This window comes from Corallococcus sp. CA053C, assembly GCF_003611675.1.
GTDB lineage: Bacteria > Myxococcota > Myxococcia > Myxococcales > Myxococcaceae > Corallococcus.
In genome coordinates this window covers 1-16663 of the sequence record NZ_RAWA01000207.1, presented here as the reverse complement: position 1 = coordinate 16663, position 16663 = coordinate 1, and the positions used below count along the sequence as shown (strand labels likewise).

Annotated in this window: 11 protein-coding genes and 1 pseudogene; 7 read left to right on the top strand and 5 right to left on the bottom strand. The window is 69.4% G+C overall.

All coding sequences use genetic code 11. From position 1 onward, the window contains the following. A partial coding sequence (locus D7V97_RS25055; protein WP_120613155.1) for a CDP-alcohol phosphatidyltransferase family protein occupies nt 1-553 on the bottom strand: 553 nt, incomplete at its 3' end. A 220-nt stretch (nt 554-773) separates the two neighbouring features. Between D7V97_RS25055 and D7V97_RS25050 the strand changes: the two genes are divergently transcribed. Together D7V97_RS25050 and D7V97_RS25045 are read left to right on the top strand one after the other, a co-directional pair. Next, nucleotides 774-3245 (top strand): acylase, encoded by a 2472-nt coding sequence (locus tag D7V97_RS25050; RefSeq protein ID WP_233583184.1) that lies wholly within the window; start codon nt 774-776, stop codon nt 3243-3245. A gap of 374 nt (nt 3246-3619) precedes the next feature. Continuing rightward, nucleotides 3620-4069: a DofA protein gene (locus D7V97_RS25045; RefSeq protein ID WP_120613152.1), complete on the top strand. Its 450-nt coding sequence runs from the start codon at nt 3620-3622 to the stop codon at nt 4067-4069. A gap of 90 nt (nt 4070-4159) precedes the next feature. On the opposite strand, the gene D7V97_RS25040 is transcribed toward D7V97_RS25045, so the two are convergent. Both D7V97_RS25040 and D7V97_RS25035 read right to left on the bottom strand, forming a co-directional pair. Further along, complete coding sequence (locus tag D7V97_RS25040) at nt 4160-4987, bottom strand: ThiF family adenylyltransferase (protein ID WP_120613151.1); 828 nt, start codon at nt 4985-4987, stop codon at nt 4160-4162. 12 nt (nt 4988-4999) lie between these two features. Then, nucleotides 5000-5716, bottom strand: a complete 717-nt coding sequence (locus tag D7V97_RS25035; protein WP_120613150.1) for a class I SAM-dependent methyltransferase — start codon at nt 5714-5716, stop codon at nt 5000-5002. Nucleotides 5717-6154: 438 nt separating this feature from the next. Between D7V97_RS25035 and D7V97_RS25025 the strand changes: the two genes are divergently transcribed. Further along, the gene (locus tag D7V97_RS25025) at nt 6155-7546 is read left to right on the top strand and encodes a hypothetical protein (protein ID WP_158623453.1); all 1392 of its coding nucleotides are present in this window, start codon (nt 6155-6157) and stop codon (nt 7544-7546) included. A 10-nt stretch (nt 7547-7556) separates the two neighbouring features. Here D7V97_RS25025 and D7V97_RS25020 read toward each other — a convergent pair whose 3' ends face one another. Further along, a complete protein-coding gene (locus D7V97_RS25020) occupies nt 7557-9350 on the bottom strand; it encodes a sigma 54-interacting transcriptional regulator (RefSeq protein ID WP_199728928.1) in 1794 nt (597 codons plus the stop codon). A 618-nt stretch (nt 9351-9968) separates the two neighbouring features. Between D7V97_RS25020 and D7V97_RS25015 the strand changes: the two genes are divergently transcribed. Together D7V97_RS25015 and D7V97_RS25010 are read left to right on the top strand one after the other, a co-directional pair. Further along, the gene (locus D7V97_RS25015) at nt 9969-11189 is read left to right on the top strand and encodes a heparin lyase I family protein (RefSeq protein ID WP_120613148.1); all 1221 of its coding nucleotides are present in this window, start codon (nt 9969-9971) and stop codon (nt 11187-11189) included. A gap of 80 nt (nt 11190-11269) precedes the next feature. Next, nucleotides 11270-11827, top strand: coding sequence for a hypothetical protein (locus D7V97_RS25010; protein WP_120613147.1), 558 nt, complete (start codon nt 11270-11272; stop codon nt 11825-11827). 11 nt (nt 11828-11838) lie between these two features. On the opposite strand, the gene tesB is transcribed toward D7V97_RS25010, so the two are convergent. After that, on the bottom strand, nt 11839-12708 hold the full coding sequence (tesB, locus tag D7V97_RS25005) for an acyl-CoA thioesterase II (RefSeq protein WP_120613146.1): 870 nt from the start codon (nt 12706-12708) through the stop codon (nt 11839-11841). A 101-nt stretch (nt 12709-12809) separates the two neighbouring features. On the opposite strand from tesB, the gene D7V97_RS25000 reads away from it, so the two are divergent. Both D7V97_RS25000 and D7V97_RS24995 read left to right on the top strand, forming a co-directional pair. Next, nucleotides 12810-14342, top strand: coding sequence for a glycosyltransferase family 39 protein (locus tag D7V97_RS25000; protein ID WP_120613145.1), 1533 nt, complete (start codon nt 12810-12812; stop codon nt 14340-14342). 220 nt (nt 14343-14562) lie between these two features. Next, nucleotides 14563-16663 (top strand): annotated as a pseudogene (locus D7V97_RS24995) (endopeptidase); the annotation flags it as partial.

The following is a 16663-nucleotide window of genomic DNA, read 5'->3' as shown; positions in this document are numbered from 1 at the left end:
CCCCACCCCACAGCGCGTCCCCGATGCGGCCCTGCCACATCGCCACCGCCAGCACCATCACCAGCAGGAGGCTCGTCGGGATGGGCGTGCCCTCGAAGTACTTCACCTTGCCGGTGCCGTCGGACAGCTCCGCGGAGGTGACGTTGAAGCGCGCCAGCCGGCTGATGCCGCACGCGACGAAGTAGAGCAGCGCCGCCACGTCCAGCGACCCGCGCAGCCCCACCGCGAACGCCAGCGCCGCGGGCGCCATGCCGAACGAGATGACGTCCGCCAGCGAGTCCAGGTCCGCGCCCAGGGGCGACTTGCGGAAGCGCCACCGCGCGATCCGGCCGTCCGCCACGTCCATCACCAGCGCCACCGGCATCAGTGTGAACGCCACCCACAGCCAGCGCGGGTTGGCGGTCGCCAGCGCCTGCATGGACGCGAGGATGGCCCCCGCGCCCGCGAAGCCGTTGCCGAGCGTGACGAAGTCCGCCAGCACGAAGGTGCGAATCATGGAGAAGTGGCGGCGAGGGCGGCGGGCCGGAGGCGTTGGCGAGGGCTCGGTCGTCATGGCCACCCCCGTGTAACACACACCGTCTTTCCGGCTTTCCTAAACCCGCGACGCGTTGCATCCCGCCGTTCCATATCCGTGAAAAAGTCAAATCCCAGAAACATTGACCGCGCGATCGCCACCTTCCTAGTCTCCGCCCCGCATGCACGAGCACACCCCTGATACTTCTCCCCCTCGCGGCGGTCTCCGGTCTCTCCGGGCCCGTCGTTGGTCGTTCACCTTGTTCACGTCGCTGGCGCTGGTGGCGTCCACCGGCTGCGATGACGATCCGATCATCGAGCCGCCCCCCCCGTCCACGCCCCAGTACACGGCGAAGATCCGCCGGACGTCGTACGGCATCCCGCACATCACGGCGGACAACTACGGCAACCTCGGCTTCGGCCAGGGCTATGCCTTCGCGCAGGACCACATCTGCCCGCTGGCGGATCAGATCCTCAAGGTGCGCAGCGAGCGCGCGCGCTACCTGGGCCAGGGCCCGGGCAACACCTACGTGGGCTCGGACCTCGCGTACCTGTCCATGGGCCTGATGGAGCGCGCCCAGACCGCCTTCCCGCAGCTGTCCCAGGAAGTGCAGGACATGCTCACCGGCTACGCGGCCGGCTACAACAAGTACGTCGCGGAGACCCCCAAGGCGTCGCTGCCCGGCGAGTGCGTCAACGCGGACTGGGTGAAGCCCATCACCGCGGTGGACCTGCTGGCGTATGACATTGACCTGACGCTGGTGGGCGGCATCAACCAGCTGGCGCTCACCATCGCGGCGGCCACGCCTCCCGCCGTGGGCGCGCAGAGCGTGGACAAGCAGGCCCCGCTGCGCGTGACGGTCCCCAGCCTGGAGAACCTCAAGACGCTGCGCCAGACGGACTTCGGCAGCAACGGCTGGGCCCTGGGCGCCGAGCGCACCGAGAACGGCAAGGGCATGGTGATGGCCAACCCGCACTTCCCCTGGGAAGGCGAGCTGCGCCTGTGGGAGAGCCAGCTGACCGTGCCCGGTCAGATGAACGTCTACGGCGTGGGCCTCATCGGCGTGCCGGCGGTGCTCATCGGCTTCAATGAGAACGTGGCGTGGACGCACACGTTCTCCTCCGGCCAGCGCATGACGATGTACAAGCTGGACCTCGTCCCCGGAAAGCCGACGACCTACAAGTACGGCACCGAGGAGCGCGCGATGACCTCCAAGACCTTCACCGTCCTGGTGAAGCTGCCGGAGGGATCGCTCACCAACATCACGCAGACGATGTACTTCAGCCACTACGGGCCCATCATCTCCATCCCGGAGGGGTCCTTGCCGCAGGGCTTCCCGTCGACGAGCTGGAACACGAAGACGGTGCTCACCATCCGGGACGCCAACATCGAGAACATCAAGTTCCTCGATCAGTTCCACGGCATGAACAAGGCCAAGAACCTGACCGAGTTCAAGGAGGTCTACGCCACCCAGCAGGGCCTGCCCTGGGTGAACACCATGTACGCCGACAGGGAGGGCAAGGCCTGGTACACGGACGCCACCCCCACGCCCAACCTCACCAAGGACGCGTACACGAACTGGCTGACGGCGGCCACGACGCCCGCCCCCTCCCTGGCGTACGGCATCTACGCGGGCCTGGGCCTGGTGGTGCTGGACGGTAGCGACCCCGCCAACGAGTGGCAGGTGGAGCCGGGCGCGCGCAGCCCCGGCCTCGTGCCCTTCGCCAAGGTGCCGCAGATTGATCGCAACGACTTCGTCTTCAACGCGAACGACAGCTACTGGCTGGCCAACCCCGCCGCGCCCCTGACGGGCTACTCGCCCCTGCACGGCCTGGAGAAGGTCCCCCAGACGCCGCGCACGCGCATGAACATCCTCACCCTCACGGAAGAGGGCGCCACCGCCGCCTCCGGCCCGGACCACAAGTTCAGCCTGGAGGAGCTGAAGGCGGCCGCGTTCAGCAACCGCAGCAGCCTGGAGCAGCTCACCCGCCAGGGCATCATCGAGCGCTGCGCCGGCAAGACGACGGCGACCTACCAGGGCAAGGCCGTGGACATCACCCAGGCGTGCGCGCTGCTCACCGCGTGGAATGGCCGCTTCGACCCGGACGCCAAGGGCGCCATCGTGTTCCGCGAGTTCCTGGCCGCCATCCCGAACTCCAGCCTGCTCAACGCCGGCCAGCTGTTCTCCGTGCCGTTTGATCCCGCCCAGCCCGTCGCCACGCCCAACACGCTGGTGGCCGCCCCCGCGACCGGCGAGGACCCGGTGCTCGTGAAGCTGGCGCAGGCCGTGACGACGCTCAACACGGCCGGCATCGCGCTGGACAAGCCGCTGGGCGAGGTGCAGTTCACCCGCCGCGCCGGCACGCCCATCCCCATCCAGGGCGGCCTGTCGCGCGAGGGCATCACCAACGTCGTCTCCTACGGCGTCACCCGCACCACCCTCTTCGAGTTCTCCGAGAAGCGGCCCGCGACCCTCAGCGCCAGCGGCCTGTCCAAGGAGGGCTACCCCATCAACAACGGCAGCAGCTTCGTCATGGCCATGCAGTTCACCGACGCGGGCCCCAACGCCAACGCGGTGCTGACCTACAGCGAGTCCGGTGACCCGAAGTCGCCCCACTACGCGGACCAGACGCTGCTCTTCTCGAAGAAGCAGTGGCGGCCCATCCTCTTCACGGAGGCGCAGATCGCCGGCGACACCAACCTCGTCGAGACCACCGTCTCCGGCGGGTAGTCCCCGCTTCCGTCTGAACCCTTTCAGATGACCGAAGGCCCCGGGAGCCACCGCGCTCCCGGGGCCTTCTCTTTTCATGATATGTCATTGCTGAAACATGCCACGGACAGCGGAATCCGTCCTCCAGGGCAGGCGGCCCCGGCGACGGAGGCAACCTTCCATTACCAGACATCCAGAGGGCCCCGGAGGCGATCCCACAGTCGATGGTGACGTCAGGGACGGCGCAATGTGTCGTCTCAGCAATGTCAGCCCCCAGGGCTAGTTTCTTGACGGCCCGTGAGGCGCAGGATGGCCCTCAAGCCCGTGCAAGCAGCCCTTGGGTACGTGAAGTGGGGGGACGGGCCCGGGTCAGTCACGAAGGAGTCGCGAACGCCATGGCACTTCCGGTCTACAAGACAGACGTCATCGACAAGGTCTTCTTCCTGCGCTGGGACGCTCCACCGACGCCGGAGGAAATCCAAGCGGTCTTCCAGAAGATGCAGAATGCCTATCAGCAACACCAGCAGCCCATGATCCTGGTGTCGAGCGCCGGGGCCAAGGCGGCGGTGCCCAACAGCGAGCAGCGCCGGCACCTGTCCAACATGCTGTCGGATGCCCGGTCGATGTTCTCCGAAATCCACGTCGTCATCGAGGGCAACGAGCTGCAGCACAACCTCCAGCGCGTCATCGTGTCCGGGATGCTCATCGTCACGCGCACGTATGACGACCAGTTCATCCGGGTGCACAAGAACGCGGACGGGGCGGCGGGCTTCATCGCCCGGCGGCTGGGCGTGGACGGCAACCAGGTGGTCAACGAGGCACGCAGCCGGGGCGTGGTGCTGTAGCACTCCGGCCTGAAGGACGCGGGCGGCCCCCCGCGCCCCTTTCCGCTGGAGCGGGAGGGACACGGGGGCCTGGCGCTGGCGTCCTGGCGTTCAACCCCGGGCGCGCTCGTCCAGCGGCACGGCGCTCCGCGCGGGCGCGATGGTGCCGCGCACGTAGCGGTGGTCGAAGAGGTCCACGTAGAGGTACTCGGGCCAGGACACCATCGCGCGCGCGCCCAGCATCACGCCGCGCATGATCTCACTCACCATCAGCCCCGCGGCGGTGGTCGCCCCGATGACGCAGGTGGGGGCGTGGCCCTTCCCCTGGTAGCAGGCGTCCATGTACTCCTGGAGCATGTAGCTGCCCAGGTGCGGGATGATCTTCGGCAGGTCGATGCGGCCGTCCGGCAGGATGAACAGCTCCTCGTAGAGGGGCGCGTCCGGCTGGAAGACGTGGAGCGCGGCGCCGAAGCCCAGCATCAGCCCCGTCATGATGGGGATGCCCTGCTGGCGGCACGTCTGGTGGAGCGACTCCTTGGCGCGCGCGCCCGCGATGTCGATGACCTCCACCACGTAGTCCACCGGCGGAAGCCCCCCGCCGCCCGCGAGGACGGCCGCCACGTTGGCGTCGGTGATGCCCTCATGCACCTTGTGCACGCGCAGGTCCGGGTGGATGTCCCGGCACATGCGCTCCACCACGTCCACCTTGGGCTGGCCCAGGGTGCTTTCGAAGCAGCCAATCTGCCGGTTGATGTTGTGGCGCTCGTACACGTCGAAGTCCGCGAGCGTCAGACAGCCGAAGCCCAGCCGGGCCAGGTCCACCGCGCACTGTCCGCCGGCACCGCCCACGCCGGCGACGAGCACGTGCGTGGCGGCCAGCTTGTCCATCGTCTGGGGATGCAGGACACCGAGGTTGCGCTGGAAACGGGGGTTCACCATGGGGTGCGCTCCTTACTTCCGCATGCAGACGTAGAAGTTCTCGCCGTAGTAGTCGTCGCCGTCGGCCACCAGCGCCTCGCTGAAGCCCACCTTCTGCAGCAGGCGCACCGCCGCGTCGGTGTCCAGGAAGGTCACCATCTCGTTGGGGTCGGTGGTGAGCCGCTGGGCGCAGGTGCGGTGGTGCTTCACCGCGCGCTGGAGTTTTTCGGTCCACCGGCCCTCCTGCTGCCACTCCTGGATGGAGTTCGTGAGCACCTTCTCCAGGTCCGGCCGGGGGCGCTTGTTGCTCGTCATGCACAGCACGCCGCCGGGCTTCAGGTGCGCCCACGCCTGGCGCAGCACCGCCTCCGGGTCGCGCACGTAGAAGAGGACGTTGTTCATCACCATCGCGTCCGCGTCCCCCGCCACGTCCACCGGGAAGGCCGTCACGTCCCCGGGCATGAGCGTCCAGCGGGCGCGCACCGCGTCCGGCTCGCGCTCCCTGCGCCGCGCCGCCAGCCGGAGCATGGCCGCGTTGTTGTCAAAGCCCACCACGCGCTGGCCCCGCTGCACGAGCGGCTGTCCCACCAGCCCCGTGCCACAGCCCGCGTCGATGACGTAGGGCCGCTCCCGGGTGTCGCGGAGGATCTTCGTGAGCTGGCGCTGGTAGCACGGCAGCTCGGGGATCATCTCGTCATAGCTGTGCGCGAAATCGTTCCAGATGTTGTCGACAAAGACGGACTCGGGCATGGGTCCTCCCGCGGCGGGGTGTACGGGTGAGACCCGCTGTTGTCTCCCGTCTGCGACCCGAGCGCGATCACCCCGCCGTCTTCCCCTACCATTCAGGACTTGCCTGTTTCGGATGTATGTGTTGGATTGAATGAACGGCGTCACCCTGGCGGGCCGGTCGGGCGCAAGCCCCCTGACGGGAAGGCCCCGCACCATCCGTGGTGCGCATGTCTCGGATTTGAAGCACGCCCCGTGGGGCACGTCTTCACTCGGAGCATGGCCGGGCCCGCGGCCGGGGGCCTTCAGCGGTGAAGCCTGCCCTGCGGGGCAGAATCAATGAAATCAATGGTTTGAACCCTGGCGCGGAAGGTGCTCAGGGAACGCCTGGGCCGGAAGCTCAGGAATGTCAGCCCCGGACGTATCACTGCGGGGGGAATCTTCATGCGAGTCGAGGTCGGTATGCGTCGGTCGTTGAGCCTGTCGTTGGTGCTGGTGGCGTTGTGGGTGGGGAACCGTGCGGAGGCGGCGGACGTGGTGTCGCAGGTGGGGGCGCGCAGCGAGGCGGTCCAGGCGGAGGAGCTCGCGCGGTCCCTGCTGGCGGCGGGGCTGCCCCGGTTGAGCACGAAGCGCGAGGCGCTGGGTGACGGACTGGCGCACTACACCTGGAAGCTGCGCGTCGGACGGGGCACGTACGACATCGTCACCGTGCACCGGGTGGTGCGCGAGGCGTTCCCCTGGGGCCCGGCGCGCAGCACGCGGGCGGTGTTCATGGTGCACGGGGACCTCTGGGGCTTCGTGCCGGCGTTCCTCTCCAACACGTGCATGGCGACGATGCCGTCGGACCAGTCCCTGGCGGCGTACCTGGCCAGCAACGACGTGGACGTGTGGGGCCTGGACCTGAGGTGGGTGGGGGTGCCTGAGGCGGAGAAGGACTTCGCGTTCATGGCGGACTGGACCCTGGCCACGCACGCGCAGGACGTGGGCGCGGGCCTGAAGCTGGCGCAGGCCGTGCGCAAGCTGTCCGGCAGCAGCAGCCGCGACAGGATGTTCCTGCTCGGCTGGAGCCGGGGAGCGACCATCAGCTACGCGTACATGAACGCGGAGTCCCAGCGTCCCTACGCCCAGCGTCAGGTGGACGGGTTCATCCCCGTGGACATGGTGCTGCGCTTCGCGCCGGAAGCGGAGCAGCAGCGGCGCTGGGCGTGTGAGCGCTACACGGTGCTGAAGAAGGCGCGCGACGCGGGGCGCACCGAGGGCGGCCTGCTGGGGCCCGCGCCGGGGACGCCGGTGAAGCTCATCGGGCAGCTCGCGGAGACGGCGCCCGACGCGACCTCCCCGCTCGCGAAGATGACCTTCGCGGCCCAGCCCACCAACCGGCAGTTCGCCGTCATCGCGGCGGGCGCCACCGCGGCCCTCCTGGCGCCGCTCCAGCCGATTACGCCGGGCTACCACCTGGCGGCCAGCATCCCGGATGCGTCGGGCCTGCCCTACCGGTCGGCCTTCACGCCGGAGGCCACCCTCTTCGACTACCTCCAGCTCGCCGTGCCGTACCAGAGCCTCAACGAGGTGGTGGAGACGGAGGCCCAGCTGTGCGGCCTGAACGTGCCCTATGACGACCACCTGAAGGACGTGAAGGTGCCGGTGCTGTACATGGGCGCGGCGGGCGGCGCGGGGCGCTACGGCGAGTACTCGGTGCGCCTGCTGGGCAGCACGGACGTCACCGTCAACATCGTGCGCACCCGGCCGGAGTCCGAGCGCGCGCTGGACTTCGGACACGCCGACCTGTTCCTCGCCCGGGATGCGAAGGCGTGGGTGTGGCGGCCCATCCTGCAGTGGATGCAGGCGCACTGACGAAGGCGCGTCAGTCCGGCTTCCACAGCCCGTGGCGCCGGGCCCTGCGGCCCAGCGTCACCGGGTCCATGCCCAGCGCCACGGCCGCCCGGCGCAGCACGCCGCCGTGGCGCTCCAGGGCCTCGCGGATGAGCTCGCGCTCCACCTGGTGGAGCCGGGCGCGCAGGGAGCCGTCCCCCGTGGGGTCCGCGCGGGGCACGGCGCTGTTGATGAGCGCGGGCGGCAACAGGCGCCGGGTGAGCATCTCCCCGGGCCTGGACAGCAGCACGGCGCGCTCCACCACGTTGCGCAATTCGCGCACGTTGCCGGGCCACGCGTAGCCGTGCAGCACCTCGTCCGCGTCCGGGGCCACGCCGGTGGCGGAGCGCTTGAGGCTGCGGTTGAACTGCTCCACGAAGGCCCGCGACAGCTCCGGGATGTCCTCCGGGCGGTCGCGCAGGGGCGGGATGTCGATGGTGAAGCTGTTGAGGCGGTAGAAGAGGTCCGCGCGGAAGCGGCCACCGCGCACCTCCTCGCCCAGGTCCCGGTTGCTCGCGGCCACGACGCGCACGTCCACGTGGCGCACCAGGGTGCCGCCCACCGGGCGCACGTCGCCCGTCTCCAGCACGCGCAAGAGCTTCGCCTGGAGGTTGGGCGTCGTGTTCTCGATCTCATCCAGGAAGATGGTGCCGCCGTTGGCGAGCACGAAGAGGCCCGGGTGGTCCGACACCGCGCCGGTGAAGGCGCCCTTCACGTGGCCGAACAGCTCCGACTCCAGCAGCGTCTCCGTGAGCGCGCCGCAGTCCTGGATGACGAGCGGCAGGTCGCCGCGGCCGCTGAGCCGGTGGAGGATGCGCGCCAGCACCTCCTTGCCGGTGCCCGTCTCGCCCTGCAGCAGCACCGCCACGCGGTGGGGCGCCACGAGGCGCACCATCTCCATCACCCGCTGCATGGCGGGGCTGCGAAAGCCCACGTCCTCCGCGTTGCGGCCCGGGGCTCCCACCGGCGCCTGCGCCAGCGCGCGCTCGCGCAGCAGGTTGCGCTCCAGTTCCAGCGCCATCCGCCACTGCTCGGTGCGGAAGCCATGCTCGCGCCCCGCCTGGAGCACCGACTCGCGCAGGGCCTCCGCCTCCGGGAACGCCCCCAGCGCCCGGTAGATGCGCCCGCTGTTGAAGAGCGCCACCAGCCGCTCCGGCGCGGCCGGCGCGCAGTAGACGATGCGCGAGGCCAGGTCGCTCGGGGGCCCCGCGCCCGAGGGGTCCACCTCCGCGCGCTCGGCGCCCAGGGACTCCACCAGGGCCAGGGCCTGGGCCTCGTCCTGGCCACACACCAGGAGCGCGGCCATGTCCCCGCGCGACAGCAGCGCGTGCGCGTCCTCGGCGTTGGCGGCGAAGTGCGGCGTGGCCACGCCGTCCAGGGCCTGACGCACCGCGCGGGATTCGTCCTCGCTGGCGTAGGCGGCCACCACCTGGAGGTGCGACGTGGACAGGTAGCGTGCCAGCTTCACGCCGTCCGCCGCCTCGAAGGCGCCGAAGCTCACCCCCAGCGCGGTGACGGTGCCCACGCCACCGCCGGTGTCGTGGCGCCAGCGCACCACGCCGTGCACCCGCACGTGGGCGCCGGTGTCCGGCAGCGAGAACGACATCTCCACCGGCTCGTTCTCGTGCGGCCCCTCCGAGGGGCGGCGCGGCGTGGCGATGAGCCCGATGCCCGTCTCGCTGATGTTCACGGACCAGCAGCCATGCAGCGCCGGCTGGGTGACGACCTTCACGTACAGCGGTTTGCGCTCGCTCCGGGGAATCTGCGCGGACACGGGGCGCGTCATGGAGTGCGTCACTCTACCGGCCTCACGGCCGCGGCGCGGCGGGCATCCTGGGAGTCCACGGGCATTCTAGCGCGCGGTTGTGCCTCATTCTCCCGTCAGCGCAAGTCGGCGACACACCGGTGTCGCTGAGACACATCTCCAGGGGCCAGGGGTCCCAAATGCCCTGCCCGGCTGGGGCGCGTCCGCCCCCACACCGCACCACAGCGCGTTCCAGCGGGACGCACCCGTGCTCCAGCGGTGCGCCTCCCACGCGACACACCGTATCGGTGCTCGCGGGAGACTGAAGGATTCCACCCGGGCCGTCTGGAATAGATGTCTGTCTTTCACTTCGTACCTGCACGGCAGGCAGGCGTGCTCAGCTTCGCTTGTGTTCGAAATAGAACTTCGATATTCCAATTGTCACCTTGGAGCACGGCAGCGAATCCCCTGCTGCCGGACGGAGTCAAAAACACTCGAAACACCGCTGGTCTCCCTCTGACGCCAGGGCCCTGTCGCACAGGTCCCGGAGCGCGGAAGGCGACTGCCCGCCGCAAAGCCAGACATCCCCGGTCGTGCTCCTGTCTTCCTGTCTGGGAGCACGGCGTTTTCACTGCCTGTCCTTTCCCCCTGGGCCACCCCTTGAAGAAAACCCTTCTCCTGGTTGAAACGTTGTTTGTCCTGGGCGCCGTCGGCTGCGGCGCACCGGAAGACTCCCTTCCGGAGGACCGTCTGCCTACGCTGTCCGCGTCGGACGAAGACCTCGCCACCAGCGGCTGCACCCAGCTCACCCCCAGCAGCGTGAAAGCCAGCGGTGACGACGGCGCCGGCAGCGTCGCGGCCAACAGCATGGATGACAAGCTGGACACACGCTGGAGCAGCCTGGGGAAGGGCCAGTGGATCGACTACGACCTGGGCGCGACGAAGGGCCTGGGCGGGGTGTCCGTGGCGTGGCACCAGGGCAACACGCGCATCAACACCTTCACGGTGTCGGTGTCGCCGGACGGCATGAGCTACACGCAGGTGTACAGCGGCAAGAGCCTGGGCACGACGACGGCGGCGGAGACGTACTCCTTCACCCCGGTGAACACGCGCCGGGTGCGCATCTCCGTGCAGGGCAACAACCTCAACGACTGGGCCAGCATCGCGGAGGCGCGTCCGTGCGCCGGCACGGTGAACCCGGCCCCCACGCCCGGCGGCATCGTGTGGCGCGGCGACTTCGAGTCGGGGGACCGCGCCCAGTGGGACGGCACGCAGATGGTCAGCTCGGACCGGCTGCAGGTGATCCCCTCGCCGGTGCGCGAGGGCGGCTACGCCCTCAAGGCCACGGTGAAGCAGGGCGATGATCCCATCAACTCCAGCGGCAACCGCAATGAGATCTTCAAGCAGACCAAGGAGGCCGCGGGCTCCGAGTACTGGTACCGCTGGAGCACGCGCTTCGCGTCGGACTTCCCCAGCGTCAACACCTGGCAGCTCTTCACCCAGTGGCACCACGACGGCTGCTGCGGCTCACCGCCGGTGGAGTTCTACGTCTACGGCGAGGAGATGCGGCTCAACATCGGCGGGGACCCGGGCGTCATCGTCTGGAAGACGCCGCTGGTGCGCAACGCGTGGCACGACTTCATCTTCCACGTGAAGTGGTCGTCCAACTCCTCCGTGGGCTTCGTGGAGCTGTACTACGACGGCAACCTGGTGCTGCCCAAGCGCTACATCGCGACGCAGTACTCCGGGATGCTCAACTACCTGAAGATCGGCCTGTACCGGAACGACACCGTGGCGCCGGTGGGCGTCGTCTACCACGACGGCTGGGTGATGGGCCGCACCAAGGCGGACGTGCTGGACGCGAACTACCAGCTCAAGTGAGACACCGGCCGCGTGCCCCGGTAGGCGCCGGGGCACGCGGCGGGATAGACTTTCCGGCCCACCCCGGAGGAGTCGCATCCATGCGCGCATGCGCCCTGTTGACCGCCGCAACCCTGCTGTCGGCCTGTTCGACGACGTATGCCATTCCCAAGTCGGAGCTGATGCGACTGGACGGCTTCAAGGACGACAACGCGGCGCTGCTGAAGGAGCTGGGGGACGTGATGCTCAACCGTCCCAATGATCGCAGCCGCACGGTGCGCGACGTGGACGGCGACCCGCACAAGTTCACCGCGGACACGCCGCTGGCGCTGGTGGGCCCCCCGAAGGAGCCGGAGGACGCGCGCTTCAGGACGGAGGCGCAGCGCTTCATCGCCCTGAGCGTGGACACCACCCGCTTCGTGGGCGTGCCCATCAAGCCGGACAGCGAGCCCCTCTCCGTGCAGATGGCGGAGGTGGACCACGGCACGCTGCGCAAGTTCAGCCTGGGCAAGACGCTGCTCTTGACGGGCGGCATCGGCCTCGTGGTGCTCGCGTCGGTGGTGACGGTGGGCCTGCTCATCGACCCCACGACGGATGGCGGCGGCGGCGGAGGCGGCATCGACTTCGACTCCGTGCCGGAGCGCGGCCTCCGGTTCTGACGGACGCCGCGTCAGCGCGCGTCCGGGCGCTGGCGCAAGAGGCCCTCCTGCGCCACGGAGGCCACGAGCCGCCCGTCGCGGGTGAAGACGTGCCCGCGCGCGAGCCCCCGCGCGTTGCCCGTCCAGGGGCTCTCCATGGAGTAGAGCAGCCAGTCGTTGACCTTCAGGTCGCCGTGGAACCACAGCGCGTGGTCCAGGCTGGCCATCTGGAAGCCGGGGCGCAGGAACGTCACCGCGTGCGGCTGGAGCGCGGTGCCCAGCAGGTTGAAGTCGCTGGCGTACGCGAGCACGTAGCGGTGCACCTGGGGCTCGTCCGGCAGGCTGCCGTCGGCGCGGAACCAGACGTGCTTCACCGGCTCCGCGGCCTTCGGCTCGAAGGGGTCCACGTACGTCACCGGGCGCATTTCAATCGGCTTGGCGGAGAGGAACTTCTCCCGCAGGCGCTCCGACATGCGGTCCGCGTGGCGGCCCAGCAGCTCCAGGTCCGTGGGCAGGGACTCCGGGGGCGGCACGTCCGGCATGGTGGCCTGGTGCGTGAAGCCGGGCTCATCCGCCTGGAAGGACGCCATCAGCGTGAAGATGGGCTGGCCCTTCTGGATGGCGACGACGCGACGGGTGGTGAAGCTGCCGCCGTCGCGCACCCGGTCCACGGTGTAGACGACGGGCAGCCCCGCGTCCCCGGGGCGCAGGAAGTAGCCGTGCAGCGAGTGCACCGTGCGGGCGGGCTCCACCGTCTGGCTGGCGGCCGACACCGACTGGCCCAGCACCTGCCCTCCGAAGAGCTGGCGGAACCCCAGGTCCTGGCTGGCGCCACGGAACAGGTTCTCCTCGATGGGTTCCAGCTTGAGGAGCCCCAACAGCTCGTCCAGCACTCGGCTCATGTCGTCCTCCCGGTTTGACGCACCCCGTCTCTACTCCAGCCCCCGCCCTCCGCGCGCGGGCCAATGTAGAGTGCGTCGCCTTTCCCCTCGCGGAGGCGCCCGTGGGCCCGTTCCCCCTGCCCGAAGCCGTCCGGCGACATCCGGTGGCCTGGAGCCTGGCCGCCACCTTCGCCGCGAGCCTGCTCCTGCGCGGGCTGTACCTGGCGGGCGCTCCGGACCGGGACTGGCCCTTCTCCATCTTCTTCGCGGGCGACGCGCGCTTCTTCCACACCGCCGCCCTGGAGCTCGCGCGCGGCCAGGAGGGCGCGGCCACCCTGCCCTACCACCCGCCCCTGTTCCCCGCGCTGCTCGGCGCGCTGTACCGCGTGCTGGGCGAACCCCGGGGCAGCGCGCTGCCGTACAAGTGGGTGCTCGCCGGCCTGGGCTCCGCCACGGTGGCCCTGTGTCATTTGTGGTGGCGCAAGCTGCTGGGCTGGACGTGGAGCTTCGTCGCCGCGGGCCTGTACGCCGCGAGCTTCGGGTGGCTGGTGCTGTCCACCACGTACAGCAATGAAACACTGTCAGCGCTGTGGCTGTGTTTCACCTGCGCGCTGGTGCTCCGGGGCAACACCCTGTCGTGGCCCGCCGCCGTGGGACTGGGAGTGGTGATGGGCCTGGGCACGCTCACCCGCGCCGAGCACCTGGGGCTGTGGCCCTTCCTCCTCTTCTACGCGTGGAGGGCCCGCGCGCGCGTCGACTCCTCGAAGCCCGCAACGAAGCCCGCAACGAAGCCTGAAGTGGGGCCCTGGGCGCTGCGGTGGGCGGTGGCGGTGGGCGTGTCGCTGCTCATCCTGGTGCCGGGGGCGCTGCGCAACCTGGGCACGATGCGGGAATTGAACGCGCGCGCCCCGCTCCTGGAGCCGCTGCCGGAGTGGGTGCCCGTCACCGTGTACGGGCCGCTCAACTTCGCGATGGCGAACCACGCGGGCGCCACGGGCGGCTTCACCCCCGCGCTCATCAACCAGGGCGGGAACAACGGGCAGCTGGAGCCCTCCCGCCCCGAGCACCGGCGCCTGCTGCTGCACGGCTACGCGGAGGGACTGCGGTGGATGGCGGAAGCGCCCGGCGACGCGGCCCGGCTCTTGTCGCGCAAGCTGGACCTGTGGCTGGACGGCCTGCGCCTCGGCTTCGGCGTGTCGAACGTGCCCGGTGGGCTCGTGGGCGAACGGGCTCCGGTGGACGTGTTCGTCCCGGATGCGGGCTTCCTCAAGTGGCCGCTCGCCGCGCTGCTCCTCGCCGGGATGCTGCTGTCCCTGAGGACCGCGTTCGCGCCCTTCCAGCTGCTCGCGCTGGTGGTGCTGCACCGGCTGCTCGTCACCCTCGCGTTCTTCGGCTACGCGCGCGGAATGCTCGTGGTGTTCCCCGCCCTCCTGCCCCTGCTGGTGCTGCCGCTGTCGGTGCTGGCGCGGCGCCACGCGGCCGTCGCCCGGGGCCTGCCGATGGTTTTCGGGGGGTTGCTGCTGGTCCTGTGGATTGAGGCCGCCGTCCTCGCCACGCGCAACCTGCCTCGGCGCTTCATGGCCAGCGGCAGCACCGACGCCGTCAATGGCAAGCTCCTCCAGGACGACCGCGTCCGCCTCTGGCCCCAACCCTGAGCGACTTCTGGTGGAATACTCCGAGCGGATAGGAAAACTCCGGGAGTGAACATCCGGCGAGTGAACATTTCAACCCCCTGGAATCACGAAATTTTCCCAATTTCGACCTTAATCAGGAATAGCCGCAATTCATTTTTAAAAGGCCCATGAACTAAAGCAGACAGCGCTCCGCCCCGGAGCCCGTCGGTCCCGTTCGACGGATTCATCCGAGGAGACGTGCATGCGCCCCCTGCGGTCCGCAATCTGTTGTCTTGCCCTCCTGGTCTCATCCACGACGTTCGCGCTCCAACCCCCCAAGCCCGCGCAGCCGGGCGCTGTGGCACAGAAAGCGTTCTTCAAGCCAGAGCTGTACCTGCCCATCCAGAACGTGCCGTTGGAGAAGGCGCGCACGCTGATGCCGCGCGTGGGCGCGGACCGGTGGAACAACTTCCTCACGCGCAACGGCGGCGCGGTGCAGGTGTACCTGGATCCGCTGACGGGCTCGCCCACCGGCATCCAGGGCAGCTTCCCGCTGATCCCCGGTGACGGCTTCCGCAACGGCATCACGCTCAACGACGTGCGCCAGGGACTGGGCCGTTCGGTGGGCAGCGTGGACGAATCGGTGGTCGGTGAGCTCGTCTTCAAGTTCATCGCGGACAACCAGGACGCGCTCGGCGTGGACCTGATGCAGTTGGGCGCGCCGCGCGTGACGGCGGTGACGGAGACCCTGTGGCAGGTGCACATCCCGCAGGTGGTGCGGGGCGTGCCGGTGCGCCACGGCCGGCTGGCGGCGACCATCAGCCACGGCAACCTCATCCTGCTGGGCGCGGAGGCGTGGTCCAACGTGGCCATCGACGTGAAGCCCACGCTGGCGGCGTCGCAGGCGCTGACCGCGGGCAGCACGTTCCTGGGCCAGACGCTGTCGCCCACCAGCCTGTGGCAGCAGCCCATGCTGGAGGTCGCCCCGTTCGCGCGCGAGGGCGCGGCGTTCGGCCAGGGCTATGGCCACGCGCTGGTGTGGAGCTACGGCTTCTCCAACCCCGGTGAGAACGAGCGCTGGAAGGTGACGGTGGACGCGAACTCCGGCGAAGTGCTCGCCGTGGAGGACGACAACCACTACTTCGACGCGCAGCTGAAGGGCGGCGTGTACCCGTCCACCAACATCGGCACCTGCGCGGCGAATACGACGTGCGGCACGATGCAGCCCAACTCCCCCATGCCGTGGGCGAACACCAACTTCGCGGCGCCCAACAACTTCACCGACGGCGCGGGCATCTACAACTACAGCGCGGGCTCCGTCACCACGACGCTCGCCGGCAAGTACGTGAAGATCGCCGACAGCTGCGGCGCCATCAGCGTCAGCTCCTCCACGGGCAGCATCGACCTGGCGGGCGTGAACAACGACCACGACTGCACGGTGCCCGCGGGCACCTCCGCGGGCAACACCCCGGCGGCGCGCTCCAGCTTCTACGAGCTGAACAAGATCAAGGAGGTCGCTCGCGGCTGGCTGCCCACCAACACCTGGCTGGGCGGACAGCTGACCTCCAACGTCAACCTCTCCAGCACCTGCAACGCCTTCTGGAACGGCAGCACGGTGAACTTCTACAAGAGCGGCGGCGGGTGTCGGAACACCGGTGAGATTGGCGCCGTGTTCGACCACGAGTGGGGCCATGGCATGGACAACTTCGACGCCAACGGCTCGCTGTCCAACTCCAGCGAGGGCTACGCGGACATCGCGGCCATCCTGCGCCTGCAGACGTCCTGCGTGGGCTACGGCTTCTTCCAGACGACGAACACCGGCTGCGGCCTCACGCCGGACGGCACGGGCTACAACCAGCAGGAGGCCCAGGTGGCCGGCCAGTCGTGGTGCAACACGCGCTGCTCCGGCGTGCGTGACGCGGACTGGGCGGCGAGCGTGCCCAACATCCCGGCCACGCCGCAGAACTTCACCTGCCCCATGTGCAGCTCCGGCAGCGGCCCGTGCAGCAAGCAGGTGCACTGCGCGGCGTCCCCCGTGCGTCAGGCCGCGTGGGACCTGGTGACGCGCGACCTCACCGCGGCGCCCTTCAACTACAACTCCAACGACGCCTTCCTCCTGGGCAACAAGCTGTTCTACCAGGGCTCCGGCAACGTGGGCACGTGGCACGCCTGCAACTGCACCGCCGGCACGTCCGACGGCTGCGGCGCCACCAACGGCTACATGCAGTGGCTGGCCGCGGACGACGACAACGGCAACCTGGCGGACGGCACCCCGCACATGACGGCCATCTACGCGGCGTACAACCGCCACAACATCGCCTGCTCCACGCCCGCCCCCACCAACGGCGGCTGCGCGACGGGCC